This is a genomic window from Cocleimonas flava (assembly GCF_004339015.1).
Taxonomy (GTDB): domain Bacteria; phylum Pseudomonadota; class Gammaproteobacteria; order Thiotrichales; family Thiotrichaceae; genus Cocleimonas; species Cocleimonas flava.
On sequence record NZ_SMFQ01000003.1, the window covers coordinates 689,342 to 703,069 of the forward strand.

Annotated in this window: 9 protein-coding genes; 4 read left to right on the forward strand and 5 right to left on the reverse strand. The window is 40.2% G+C overall.

Annotated features, from left to right (window positions below; genetic code table 11):
- Positions 1-28 precede the first annotated feature (28 nt).
- The 3 genes from EV695_RS09145 to EV695_RS09155 all read left to right on the forward strand — a co-directional run bounded on the left by EV695_RS09145 (position 29) and on the right by EV695_RS09155 (position 4,907).
- Entirely contained in the window at positions 29-1,414 is a 1,386-nt protein-coding gene (locus tag EV695_RS09145; protein WP_131905626.1) for an undecaprenyl-phosphate glucose phosphotransferase, read from the forward strand.
- 24 nt (positions 1,415-1,438) lie between these two features.
- Complete coding sequence (locus EV695_RS09150; RefSeq protein WP_165874667.1) at positions 1,439-2,512, forward strand: acyltransferase family protein; 1,074 nt, start codon at positions 1,439-1,441, stop codon at positions 2,510-2,512.
- 187 nt (positions 2,513-2,699) lie between these two features.
- Positions 2,700-4,907 (forward strand): GumC family protein, encoded by a 2,208-nt coding sequence (locus EV695_RS09155; protein WP_131905628.1) that lies wholly within the window; start codon positions 2,700-2,702, stop codon positions 4,905-4,907.
- A 121-nt stretch (positions 4,908-5,028) separates the two neighbouring features.
- Here the strand turns inward: EV695_RS09155 and EV695_RS09160 are convergent, their stop codons facing one another.
- Positions 5,029-6,219, reverse strand: a complete 1,191-nt coding sequence (locus EV695_RS09160) for a glycine C-acetyltransferase (protein ID WP_131905629.1) — start codon at positions 6,217-6,219, stop codon at positions 5,029-5,031.
- Positions 6,219-7,250 carry an L-threonine 3-dehydrogenase gene (gene tdh / locus EV695_RS09165; protein ID WP_131905630.1) on the reverse strand — a complete coding sequence of 344 codons (1,032 nt, stop codon included), beginning with the start codon at positions 7,248-7,250 and terminating at the stop codon, positions 6,219-6,221. The genes EV695_RS09160 and tdh overlap by 1 nt, the downstream gene beginning before the upstream one ends.
- Positions 7,251-7,416: 166 nt before the next feature.
- On the opposite strand from tdh, the gene EV695_RS20395 reads away from it, so the two are divergent.
- Positions 7,417-7,995: a helix-turn-helix domain-containing protein gene (locus EV695_RS20395; RefSeq protein ID WP_131905631.1), complete on the forward strand. Its 579-nt coding sequence runs from the start codon at positions 7,417-7,419 to the stop codon at positions 7,993-7,995.
- 61 nt (positions 7,996-8,056) lie between these two features.
- Here EV695_RS20395 and EV695_RS09175 read toward each other — a convergent pair whose 3' ends face one another.
- The 3 genes from EV695_RS09175 to EV695_RS09185 all read right to left on the reverse strand — a co-directional run bounded on the left by EV695_RS09175 (position 8,057) and on the right by EV695_RS09185 (position 13,705).
- A complete protein-coding gene (locus tag EV695_RS09175; RefSeq protein ID WP_243651544.1) occupies positions 8,057-9,457 on the reverse strand; it encodes a GTP-binding protein in 1,401 nt (466 codons plus the stop codon).
- Positions 9,387-10,889, reverse strand: a complete 1,503-nt coding sequence (locus EV695_RS09180) for a GTPase (RefSeq protein ID WP_131905632.1) — start codon at positions 10,887-10,889, stop codon at positions 9,387-9,389. The genes EV695_RS09175 and EV695_RS09180 overlap by 71 nt, the downstream gene beginning before the upstream one ends.
- Positions 10,890-11,092: 203 nt before the next feature.
- Positions 11,093-13,705 carry a DUF1963 domain-containing protein gene (locus tag EV695_RS09185; RefSeq protein WP_131905633.1) on the reverse strand — a complete coding sequence of 871 codons (2,613 nt, stop codon included), beginning with the start codon at positions 13,703-13,705 and terminating at the stop codon, positions 11,093-11,095.
- Positions 13,706-13,728: the final 23 nt, after the last annotated feature.

Sequence of the window (13,728 nt, forward strand, 5' to 3'; positions counted from 1 at the left end):
AGCTTGCAACGGAAAGGAAACCTAATCTGTGGATGATAAACATATTAGTTCAGAACTTATCTATCGTACCGTAGATATTCTGATTATTCTTTTCACACTATTTCTCGGTTCACCCTATACAAATTTTTATAATTTAGAAGGCTATATCATCGCAGGATTAAGTGCGATTGTTATATTTGGCCTTGTCGGTCGATTTACCGATATCTACACCTCCTGGAGTGGTAGACCTCTTAAAGACGAAGCCCTGCGAATTACCATGGCGTGGCTGATCACCTTCCTTTCACTAGTCTTTATTGCCTTTGTTACTAAAACGACCGAACAGTTCTCACGCGTTGTACTCGTAGCCTGGTTAATCGCAACCCCGGTTTTATTAATTCTGGCACGATTCTTACTGCGTCAGATTTTTGCTCACTTACGCAGAATGGGAGTCAATAACCGCAGAGTTGTTATTGTAGGCATGACTCAAAATGGTTTGCACTTCGCCAGAGATCTCGAGAACAGACCAGAATTTGGTTATCACGTCGCTGGTTTTTATGACGATAGAAAAGATCGCGTCCATAAAGAAGTACTCAACCATTATGCACACCTTGGTAGCTTCGATGATCTAATCATTGCCGCTAGAAACGGCGAATGGGATCAAATTTATATTGCCCTGCCGGTTGAAGCACGTAAACGTATGTTGAAATTGCTCAATGACCTTTCGGACAGCGCAACACCCATTAGACTACTTCCGGATTATTTCACGACTAATCTGTTACACAGTAAATTTATCGAAATCGCAGACAACCCGGTTCTCTGTATTTATGATTCGCCTTTCTCTGCTGATCACGCATTTATCAAACGAATCGAAGATATCCTATTAGGCAGTATCATTCTAACCATGATATCTCCCATTCTATTGGGTATCGCATTAGCGGTGAAATTAACATCAAAAGGCCCTGTGCTGTTTAAACAATCGCGCTACGGTCAAAATGGCGACAAAATACGAGTATGGAAGTTTAGAACAATGACCGTTTGTGAAGATGGTGATGATGTTAAGCAAGCGACTCGCGGTGATTCGAGATACACCAAGATTGGTGAATTCTTGCGTAAAACCTCTTTAGACGAGCTTCCACAGTTTTTTAACGTCCTCCAGGGAACAATGTCTATTGTCGGCCCACGCCCTCATGCTGTTGCACATAATGAGCAATACAGATCAATTATTCCAGGTTATATGCTTCGCCACATGATCAAACCAGGAATTACCGGCTGGGCTCAAATAAATGGCTGGCGTGGAGAGACCAATACGGTTTATAAAATGCGCAAACGTGTAGAGTTTGATCTTGAATATATGCGCGAATGGAGCCTATGGCTCGATCTTAAGATTATATTCTTAACCATATTCCGCGCTTTCACAGATAAAAACGCGTACTAATCCAACCTCGTTTAAGACTACATTTTGCAATTAGATCAAATCACTTTTACGCGTTTTGTCGCGGCCCTTACCGTTGTTTTCTTCCATTACGGTCAGACTGTATTCCCGGCAAACGTACCTTTCCTGTTTGAGAATGTAACGGCTGGCCCAATTGCAGTGGGTTATTTTTACGTTCTCTCTGGCTTCATTATGTCTATTGCTTATTATCAAGTAGACGTATCTAATCGGGCTGAATTTAAAAAGTTAAAATACTGGGTAGCCCGATTTGCACGTATATACCCTGTCTATTTAATCGCGCTGCTGATCATTGTTGCCGCTAAATATAAAACACTGGGTGAAGACTGGGACGTTTTCCTCGCACATATTTTTCTCGTTCAATCTTGGATTCCGGGATATCCTATTACCCTCAACACACCTGGTTGGTCTTTATCTGTTGAAGCATTCTTTTACCTTTGTTTTCCTTTTTTAATTTTGTGGGTTTATAAAAAAGGGATAAAACAACTGGCTGTGTTCAGCATTGTCTTATGGGTTGTGACTCAATTAATACTAACCCATCAATTGAACTCTGACGCCTATATACCAAAGAATCAGCTTCACGACTTTATATACTACAATCCGGCAATGCACTTAAGCTCTTTCTTACTCGGCATGTTGTGCGGCATATACCTAAAACACACTAAGGATAAACAGACGAGCAACAACGGTTTCCTCCTTTTCGCTTCATTCATGCTTATCTTTATTTTAATTTGGGCAAGACCTCATCTTGAAAACCTATTCGGTTTAAAACTAGCCTTTACCAATGGACTACTTGCACCTGTTTTTCTACTCTTTATTATTACTCTAGCCAGACACAAGGGAGGAATATCGAGAGTCTTCAGCAATCCAAAACTTGTTTTATTAGGTGAAGCGAGTTATTCCTTATACATATTACAAAAACCAGCACATGGGATTTATGATAAAGTCATTGTTCCCCGTGTCCCATTGAATGAAACCATTCACTTTTATATCTTTTTGGTTTTACTCATTATTTTATCCATCTTGTCTTATAAGTATTTTGAAACACCGATGAGACAATTAATACGCAGAAAACTGCAATAAGCCTTTTTCAACCGGTAAACGATTATTTATTGTTCCTAAAATGGCTACTTGCTAGAATGTGCGCCGCCTCGTATCTACTTCATCCAGATTTATATTAACTTCATCTGTGCTTCTTTGAACCAAATGGAAGCATTTAAGATACTAAGCCAAGTACTAACTCCCTACTTAAAAAAAGTAACTGAACACTATGACTTCAAACAACGGCCAGCAACTTCCAATGAATCCACGTTCATCAAGAAGTAATGCATCTGATAGCGACCTAATTCCTTATCCTCGTGACTTCTATCCAGAGGAATTACTGGAAGATTCAGGCGGGCTTGATTTAAAAGAATTCATTAATGTACTTAAGAACCACAAGAAATTAATTCTCTCGATCGCATTTGTAACCATGTTAATTGCACTTTTACTAACATTGTTAATGCAGCCAGTTTACCGTGCTTATTCAACGATCAAAGTTGAAAGATATGCTGCGAATCCAAATGTGCAAATTCTAAATGCAGAAGCATCCAGAAGTGATAGAGACTTCTTTGAAACACAGATTCAATTAATTCAGACAAAAACACTCGCAAGCAGAGTTATTTCTGAACTTGGTTTAGATAAAAAGCCTGAATCAACTGGCTTAGTATCAAGTATTAAAAATCTGTTTTCCGGCGACAAAGCAGCAGATGCTAAAGATACGACAGCTATGGAAGAAATCTTTTTGAAGAACCTGACTGTTACACCCGTTAGTAATTCTCAACTTCTTTCAATTAGCTATGATTCTTCTAACCCACAATTGGCGGCTGATATTAATAATGCAATTGCCAAAACTTTTGTAAGACAAAATCTGGAACGTAGATTTGAAACCGCATCATCCTACAAAACTTATGTTGCGAATAATATTGAAGTTACAAAGAAGAGTCTGGAAGAAGCAGAACAGCGCTTGAATGATTACGCTAGAGAAAACGATATTGTTCAAAACGTCGATGGGGAATCAACCAGTAGCCTCACCCTTAAAAAACAAATTGATGAATTAGTGAATGCCGAGAAAGAGCGTATTGATGCGGAAGCTGCTTATGAGTTATACAAGAGTAATCCAGATTCAGCTCCTTCATTTGCGATCAATGATCCTTACATCCTTTCACTCAAGAAAGCCGCAGCGCGTTTAGAAACGCAATACCAAGGCTTAACAAGAAAGAAAACAAGAAGCGCTAACAGACTTAGAAAACAGATTGATGATTTAAAAGAACAGATTGCCTCTGAAAATAAATCTATACAATCGTCTTTCGAATCTCGTTATATGGAAGCGCAGCAAAAAGAGAAAATGGTGAGAAACCAGCTTGATAAATTAAAAGCGGGTGCACTTAACCTTCAATCAAAAAGCACTAAATACAATAGATTACTCCGTGAAGTTGAAATCAACCAGCTGGCTTACAATAAACAACTAGAACAGTTAATGGCTGTTAATGTCGCAAGCAATGTAGGCACTAACAATATTTCGATCATCGACAGTGCCTCTGTACCCACTAAGAAATTCAAACCGAGCCTAAAAACCAACCTTGGTTTTGGTCTACTTTTAGGCTTATTACTGGGAATGGGCTTTGCATTCTTACGTGAATTTGTAGATGACAGTGTTAAAAACAGTGAGTTACTAGAGCAAGCAACCGGCCTACCAGTTTTATCTCAGCTACCAGAAACCAAAAACCTGGGGCCTAAGAAATTGGCATTACAAACGGCATTGGAACCGCGTTCTGCGCTAGCTGAAGCAATTCGATCATTACGCACCAGCCTTCGCTTTTCAACCAGACACGGCGCACCTCAAAGTACGTTTATTACTAGCTCAAGTGCAGGCGAAGGAAAAAGCACCGTTGCTTTAAACCTTGCTACAGCCTATGCGCAAGCGGGTAGTAGCGTGTTATTAATTGATGCAGATTTAAGAAACCCGAGCATTCATCAGTTGCTTGAATTAAATAATGTAGAAGGCTTAACCAATTACCTAGCAACCACAGAAACTAAAAGTGGTGATGTTACACAGGCATGTATGATCAAGAATCTTAACGTGATTACCTCTGGCCCTATTCCTCCTGATCCAGTAGAACTTTTATCTGGCAGTAAAATGGCTGAGCTGATTGAAAACGCAAGTGACATCTACGACCATATTATTATTGATGGACCACCTGTTTTAGGATTAGCAGATTCTCAGGTATTGGGCAATTTAGCTGAAGCAACTATAGTTACCGTAGAAGCGAGCAAGACACGTAAAACCGCATTGCTAGATAGTATGAAGCGTTTGGATCGTGCTAATGCAAATATGATTGGCACTGTATTAAACAGAAACAGTCGTTCTGCGAACCCTGACTACAATCAGGAATACTATTCGTATACTAGACAGGCACCACAGACAAAGAAAGCATAAAATAGTTAAAGCAGGTAGTGTGCAAATTTTGAAAGCCACCCCCCTACTTTGGGCGATATTTTCAGGTATTTAAGCCAGTTAACCGGCTTAAATACCTGATAGCAAATAAGCACTTTTATAATCAAATTCCCATTTCATTTTTTACTTCGGTAAAAGCAGTTATCGCCTTATCAATATCCGCTCGGCTATGACCCGCTGATATTTGCGTTCTAATTCTAGCCTTACCCTCTGGAACCACCGGAAATGAAAAGGCAATGACATAAACACCCTTATCTAACATCTTTTTAGCGAAGCTAGATGCGATTTTAGCGTCATACAACATGATAGGTACAATCGGATGATCACCCTCTAAAATATCAAACCCCTGCTCCGTTAAAGCATCTCTGTAGTAACGCGTATTCTCCCGTAGGGTCTTACGTAACTCATTAGAGTTCTCAGCAATATCGATCGCTTTTAAAGCTCCCGCAACCACAGAAGGTGCGACAGTATTTGAAAACAAATAAGGACGAGAACGCTGCCTTAATAACTCAACTATTTCAGTGCGTCCACTGGTGTATCCTCCACTAGCACCGCCTAAAGCTTTGCCGAGAGTTCCTGTCAATAAATCGATTCGACCCAAGACTCCGCAATATTCGTGACTGCCTTTTCCGCCTTCTCCAACAAAACCAGTCGCATGACAATCATCCACATGAACCAAGGCCCCATATTTATCGGCAAGATCACAAATCGCTTTTAGATTCGCAACATAACCATCCATTGAAAATACACCATCTGTGGTGATTAACTTTATTCTTGATCCGTCTGCATCAGCCTGCTGTAAACACTTTTCCAACTCTTGCATATTATTATTGCTGTAACGATAACGCTTCGCTTTACATAAACGCACGCCATCAATGATGCTGGCATGATTTAAAGCATCAGAAATAACGGCATCCTGATCATCCAAAATCGTTTCGAATAAACCACCGTTCGCGTCAAAACAGGATGGATAAAGAATCGTATCTTCTGTTTCTAGAAAAGCAGATAACTGATTTTCTAATTGCTTGTGAATGGTTTGAGTACCACAAATAAAGCGCACAGATGCCATACCATAGCCATACTTTTCCAAACCTACCTTAGCTGCCGCATTTACCTCAGGGTGTTGTGCCAAACCCAGATAGTTATTAGCGCATAAGTTTAAGACTTCTCTGCCATCGCTGAGTGAAATTGTGGCGCTTTGCGCGCTGGCGATAATTCGCTCTTCTTTATAAAGACCTGCATCTTTGATCGCATCTAACTTTTGCGTAAAATGTTGTTTTATATCTGTATTCATTAGTGATTTTCCCAATCTAAAATTACTTTACCCGACTCTCCCGAGAGCATTGCATCAAAACCTTGTTGAAAATCTGTATAAGGTAAACGGTGAGTGATAATAGGGTTTAAGTCCAAACCTGTTTCTATCATCATCGACATCTTATACCAGGTGTCATACATCTCACGACCGTATATACCTTTAATGGTCAACATATTGAAGACAACTTTATTCCAGTCGATTTGAGTTTGTTCGGAAGGAATACCCAGCATCGATATTTTTCCGCCATGATTCATATTAGCAATCATGTCGTTTAAGGCTTGAGGATTTCCAGACATCTCCAAACCAACATCAAACCCTTCTTTCATGTTGAGTTCTTTTTGCACATCAGAGAGGTTTTCTTTAGCAGCGTTAACTACACGGGTAGCTCCTAACTTACTGGCCAAGTCCAAACGGTAAGGGTTAACATCTGTAATCACAATGTTTCGCGCGCCTGCATGTTTACAAATCGCTGCCGCCATCGAACCGATTGGCCCCGCACCCGTGATTAACACGTCTTCTCCAAGCAAATCCCACTGCAAAGCTGTGTGAGTTGCATTACCGAAAGGATCAAAGATTGCGGCAATATCTTTATCAATACTGTCATTGTGTACCCAAACGTTCGACATCGGTAACGCAATGTATTCAGCAAAAGCACCAGTTCTATTCACACCAATTCCTGAGGTGTGATTACAATAGTGTCGGTTGCCTGCCATACAGTTTCTACAACGACCACAAACGATATGGCCTTCTCCGGATACGATCTGACCTTTATGGAAATCAATCACGTTAGAGCCGATATCGACAATTTCACCAACGAATTCATGACCCACTACCAGAGGAACAGGAATCGTTTTCTGCGCCCAGTCATCCCAGTTATATATATGGATATCCGTACCACAAATAGCGGTTCGCTGAACTTTCACCAGCACATCGTTTATACCAATTTCAGGCATTGGAACATCTTCCATCCAGATCCCTATCTCTGGCTTTGATTTTACTAACGCTTTCACAACAATATTCCTTATAGTGTATTTATATCCACTATAGTAAACTTAAGAGAATAGAGAAATCTACTTATTTATTTAATATAGTGGATTTATATCTACTATATAATTACTAGAGATACCTGAAAATATACTCTTCCGCATATAAAACATTAGTTTATGGAAATTTAAATTGAGCAACGAAACACTGTCATCACTATCTACACGAATCAAACAGCAGAGAAAGAAACAGCTCTGGACATTAGAGCACCTTGCAAATCTCTCAGGCGTTAGTCGATCCATGCTTAGTCAGATCGAACGCGGTAAAGCGAACCCTACTCTTGCGGTCACCTGTAAGATTGCAGAAGCGTTTAATATATCTATTGCCGAGTTGATAGAAGAGCCATGGACACAGCCGTTAATAGAAGTCGTAAAAGGAGATAATAAAAATTCTATTTTAAGGGATGATCAGTCAGCCTTTATCCAGGTATTGACCCCCATCCATTCGGCCGAGAATATTGAGTTTTATTTGGTAAAACTTCCTGTGAATGGCGAATTAAACAGCCACCCCCATATGCGAGGGACTCGGGAAATGATCACCGTCCAGAGCGGCGATATCACGGTTATTTCAGGTTCTGATTCAAAGCATTTAACCACTGGAGATAGTGCGTATTATCAGGCTGACCAGGACCATAGAATTATTAACAATTGGGATCAGGAAGCGGTCATTTACATGATTACAAGTTTTGACAATGCTTCAAATACGAACTAATCCCAATAGTTATGAAGCCTTATGGGAATAGAGTTTTAGAAGCCGAAGCAGACCGTTGAGATTATTTTTTAGAGGCTTTTAGGTAGCGTGTAATCTCTTCCTTAGCGTCACTCATTACTGAATCTCGATCGAGACTATCGAGTATATTTTGAACGATCAGTTTAGGTCCAGAATCACCCCAGGATTTACCTTTGGCTAGATAATCTTCAGCAACTCTACCGACGACCAGAGTGCTATACCAGGCAACCGCACCTTGCGCCAAACCAGTGACTACGGTTGAAAAACCTACAGTGCCTATCTTCAATGCAGACGAGGCAAAATGAATTGCCCAGAAAGTCGCATATAAAACCAGCATTTGAGCGGCGATGGTTTTAATCAGCTCGCCTGCTTCTGATTTACTCATCGGCAAACCGTATATTCTGGAAAGATGAATCACCATACTTACATCAATCGCAGCCGCCGCTAATAGATCGGCAATAGGTATAGGGTTTAAAGCAACCGCAACACCTTTACCTACGCAATACATGCGAATGGTTTCTTCACCCAACTCTTTTCGGGTTGCGAGAATCTTCTCCCCCAGTTGTTCACTGAGGTTTCCGGCAAACAAGGAAGCGTTTAGCGCAGATAAGGTCTTACCTTCCGCTTCTAAAATTTCCCATAAGCGCGATTTTAGATTAAGGATATCGACAGGTCTTTGTCTAACCGTTTCTTTTTCATTACCTTCATCATCAACGTAGATGACTGTTTGTCTACTCGGCGATGCGGCAGTGAAAACGATATTCGCAGGCGCGATAATACCCTTAACACGTTTGCGAATAATGGTGCGTAATTCGAAGATTTCTTCTTCGTTGTACTGATCTGCTTTGTTCACGACCAGAATAATCGGGCGATTAGTATCAGCAACGGTCTTTAATGCCGCTAATTCAACTTCGGTTAAATCGCTATCGACCACAAACAATAATAAATCAGAACGATTCGCTACTTCATGAGCTAATTGCTCTCTTTCTTCGCCGTCTATTTCATTAATGCCAGGCGTATCAATCAGGTAGATACCGCCAGCATCCACTTCCTGCCATTCTTCACTACTTTCTGTTTTAGTTTCGCCGTGTAAAACACTGACACTAAATGCCTGTTTACCTAAAAGAGCGTTCAATACAGACGATTTACCCACACTCACCCGACCGAAAACAGCTATGTGCAAATGCCCTTTTTCGAGCTTTTCCAGCATTTTACTCAGCTGCTGATACTCATCACTCAGCACATCACGTACAGAGTCAGGCACACGCGTATCTTCAAGTAACTGGCTTAAACTTTCCTTCGCCATATCGACATTGGAGTCACCCGAATCAGAGCCTTTGCCAGGTAATTCTGAAAGTGCGGTTTCTGAGTCGCTATTTTGACTGTTTTTGCTTGTCGAAAACCAGCTTGGCAAATAACTTCGCGCGCGATTCCAGATCTTCACTCAACATCTCCTTAAAGGTAATGGCTGCAGGAGCGGGTTTTAATTGACCTCGCTGTTGCAAAGTTTTATTTACAGCACGCCCTAAGGCATCAAATATCAACCCATAAGCTACTGCATGAGTCAGCCCGCCGGTTACGGTGCCTATTCCAGGGAAGGCCTTCATACCGTTGCCGGCTACAGCCAGTATTAACGGTACGCTTTTTTTCATTTGACCTGTACTAAAGTCCAGTAAATTATCGATATCTAATTGTTTAACGGGCACATCGTATAAAGCACACAAACCTTTAACGAGCTGTGTTCCAAGTACACCCTGTATCACTAAATCCGATCCTGGGCTGACTGAGGCCAATGCTCCCAGTACGGCTTTGCGGGTAGAGCTTTTAATGATTTCTTCTGCTTTTTTCTGGCGGAAATCATCCTTAGCCACATCTAATTTTTGTTTAACCAATACAAACACACTGGCATCACGTAAGGTTTCTAATGCGCCACTCTGTTTGTCGATTTCATCCTGTAGTGCTTGTGCCAATGCAGAGACATCAGCCTTGCGCTCTCTGACGACTTTCTCCTCACGACCATCCGGGTATATTTTGACAACTTCTTCTTCACCACCAGATTGTACAAACACGTGTTGAATTGATGCTTCCGTGCCTGTATTTAAATTGGTATCGAATCGATCGCTAATCAATTGCTTTTCTTCATCGGTGAAACGATCACTTTTATTCAAGGCAACAATCATTGGCTTACCGAAACTCTTGAGTTGCTGGATATCGTCAAATTGACTGCGGGACAAATCAGAATCCGTCACATACACCACAATCTGCGCTCTGATTGCCTCATCTCTAACGGCTGCATCTAATTCGCCACTGGCTTCATTGCGACCAGGAAGGTCAGTTAACACCAATTCATCTCCCGACGTACTTTTCCAGGTGTATTGCTTAATATCCTGAGTTGATCCACCACGCACATTGATATCAATATTCAATGAAGCAGAAGTAGCCTCGGGTAGTAGCGCTTTGACAATGGATGATTTACCCGTGCTGACATCACCAAATAAGGCAACATAGATTCTGCCAGTCTCTTTACGCGCCTGTAATTGCTCAATCTCACGCCGCATTTCAGCGGTTTCCATACCTACCGTATCGGCGTGATCTAATTCTTTTAAGATATTTTCTTCGGTGACTTCTTCAATTTTATAATCAGGGTTTTGCTGACTGGGTTTTAATAATTTATAAATCAACCATAAACTGAATAAAATCACTGCAGCAATAAGTGCTACGTAGGTGTAAAACAGTGGTTCAGGCAAGTCTTGCAAACGCTCCCAAACATCAAGCGCACTGCGAGTCGCAGAAAATAGAAACAACAATAAAAGCAGTGTCACTAAAACAACTGCAACAGCGAGTATTCGCTTGAATTTAAATCCAGATTTTTTCATTGATTATGGCTGTGATTATCCTGATGTTTTAGAAGTCTTTATTAGCTTAGTGCAAGGGTGTAACCGTTCAATTTATTACATAAAGGATTATCACTCAAAAAGTGTGATTCGTCATTGGTATAAAATTGATATAAACAGGATTAACGGTGATTAAACCATTAAATATAAATACCTTAAGCCACCCCCCTACTTTGGGGGCTTTTTTAACTGGTTTCAAGCATGCAAACCACATTGCTAAAATCACATTTAGCCAAATCACTCTTGTGTATTACAAAGGAAATTTCACCCGCATCCCAAAAGCAGAAGCCACAATTATTGTCAGAATAGACCTTTAATAAAATCACCCAGTCTTCCAGTTTGCCTTTTTTTATTAATGCCGCATGTTCTTGAGGTGACTCATTCTGGGTAAACACATAAGTATTAATTGCATGATGACTATCAGCATAATAGCAGTCATTCCAGCTTTGATAGATCCCTTTTACCCCGAGCTTTTTCGATAACTCGTCCTGTATCTTATGATATTCATCGACTTCTTTACTGGCGTAAAAGTTCTCTAATGTGGTTTCTTTGAACAAAGGATCGTTTCGATAAAAATGCGGTAACGAAATCATAGTCGTTTCGGTAGCTTCGAATGGCGCATAAATGCCGCCATCATCACCAATATAATCATCATCAATGTCTAAGTCTTTGGCTGACTGTAGTTTTGTCGTATCCGAATAAATCACCTTACAAACAAAGCTTTCCTGATCTTCCAGAAAGAAATAGAGCATTCCAGTACGTGGCAAATATGCCTGGTAATCGACTAAATCAGCGCAGTTAAGCTGTGCGATAAATTGCCAACCACACATTCTTTCATAATAACTCGATTCAAATTCTGGATATGCCATGCCTTCAGGCAGGTCAGGTTTTCCACCAAAACGTGTATTGCCAAGAATACTGTAATCATCCGCTTCAGTGGTTTGCAGGCAGACCGCTTTTAAAGCCACATCTTGCAGTGCCTGCTGATGTTTCTCGAACACCGTATTGGTTATTGCTGACTGTAGTTGTTGCAATAATTGCTTATCGTTACTGGCTAAAAACAGCGAATCGTTGGTATCAACAGTGCCTTTTCCATCTGCGCCTTTATAATCGTAATCGAGCAGTCGTTGCTTTTCAGGTAATTCTAAAACGATGTTTTCAATACTGTTTAAGCCTTCTGGTAGATGCGTAAAGCAGTTGTATTCAATTTCAATTTTATTAAGTTGTGGTTGAAGCGCTAAGGCTTTGGGTAACGTGGTTAATCGATTCCTGGAAAACGAAATCTGTTTCAAACCAGGTAAACTTATCTCATCAGGTAAATGTGTTAGGTGGTTATGGTTGAGATAAAGATGTTCTAGAGCCGGTAGCTGCATCAATGATTCTGGAATACTTTCGAGTAAATTATTAGTCAATTGCAACCTGTTTAAGTTTGAAAGCTCACCGATACTATCTGGCAATTTCTTTATACAAGTATTTGAAATACTTAAAGACGCTAATTGTTTAAAATTAGCGATAGACTTTGGAATCTCATTTAAAGGACTGTATGAGTTTTCTTGATCAGCGTAATTATAATTACCCAAAATGGTGAGTGTTTTTAGTTGAGTAAACGCCAGAACCTCTTTGGGTAGTTCCACAAAATCTGGTTTTTCAATATACAAATAGCGCACGTCATCAGGATTGGCTTGTAAAGATTCAGCATAGGAAAAAGTATAATTAGTCCAGTCCAGTTGTTCAGCATCGATTTTACAATAGACCCTTACCTGAAAAAGGGGCGTATTCGCATACGGTGGTTTTAAGTAACCATTTAAACCCAACCACCCTTCTTTTAACTCTAGTCTTCCAAAAAAATCCAGACTGTATTCAAACCCTCTACAATAAAGATGCAGAAAGAGGGGCGCGTTAGATTTACCCTCCTCAAACTCAAAAACTCCGGTCGGGATATTATTTTCAAACACCTGTTTCAATTCAATATCAAACCCAAAGTAATCGATATGTTCATTAAGCAATTGGCTTTCTACAGCACGTTGAAAGTGTTTATCATTTTTGCCGGGCAGATGAATTTTGACACCGAAGGTATGTGAGAAATCACTGATTTGAAAAACGCTATTCTCGCTATCCAGTTTGAAAGCAAACTCCCCAACCTCAAACACTTCATTTCCATCGTCGGGAATGCAAAATTCGGGTATATCCATAACATCCAGTACACTCATATTGTTGATATTATCAATATTTAGCGAAGTGGTTTTTTCTTCATAATCAGCAATCTGTTGCTCTAGTTCTGCGCAGTGATCCGAATAATGACCTTTGTAGTGGATATCCTTGAGTATATTTAAAAATAACGGCTCGTAGGTGTCTCTTACCGACAACTCACAATCAGCGGTTAAATCCAGAATGTATTGATCATCAATGCATACAGTGGCAAAAAGGTGGAAAAAACGTAATTCTTCTTCCTGATGTTGAATGCTTGAAATAGCTTTTTGCAGATAACAGGTCTTGCCTTCTACTTCGATTTTTTCGATAGTCGACTCAACAATGTTATAGCGTTTTAGTTTGTAATAAGCCTGAATCAATGCTTCGACTGTATCTGTATCTAAAGAAACATCAGTGCTTTTAAACGCTTCTAAACCCTCTATTTCTGACAACTTCGAAAATTCATCCAGCGTGATAATCATTTGTGGTAGCTGTAATTCAAACGACTCATCCGGGTTAGTCAAAATCACATCGCCAAATGATATTTTATTTTCTGAAAAGAGTTCGTCATAAGACACATCAAATGACAGCGTTTCAATTCTTTTCATGGGATCTCAGCACCTACTATCTA

What these genes read in the sequence shown, in the direction of transcription:
- EV695_RS09160 (WP_131905629.1), bottom strand. Translation starts at nt 6,219, where the DNA reads ATGAATACAGATATAAAACAACATTTTACGCAAAAGTTAGATGCGATC.
- EV695_RS09155 (WP_131905628.1), top strand. Translation starts at nt 2,700, where the DNA reads ATGACTTCAAACAACGGCCAGCAACTTCCAATGAATCCACGTTCATCA.
- EV695_RS09185 (WP_131905633.1), bottom strand. Translation starts at nt 13,705, where the DNA reads ATGAAAAGAATTGAAACGCTGTCATTTGATGTGTCTTATGACGAACTC.
- EV695_RS09180 (WP_131905632.1), bottom strand. Translation starts at nt 10,889, where the DNA reads ATGAAAAAATCTGGATTTAAATTCAAGCGAATACTCGCTGTTGCAGTT.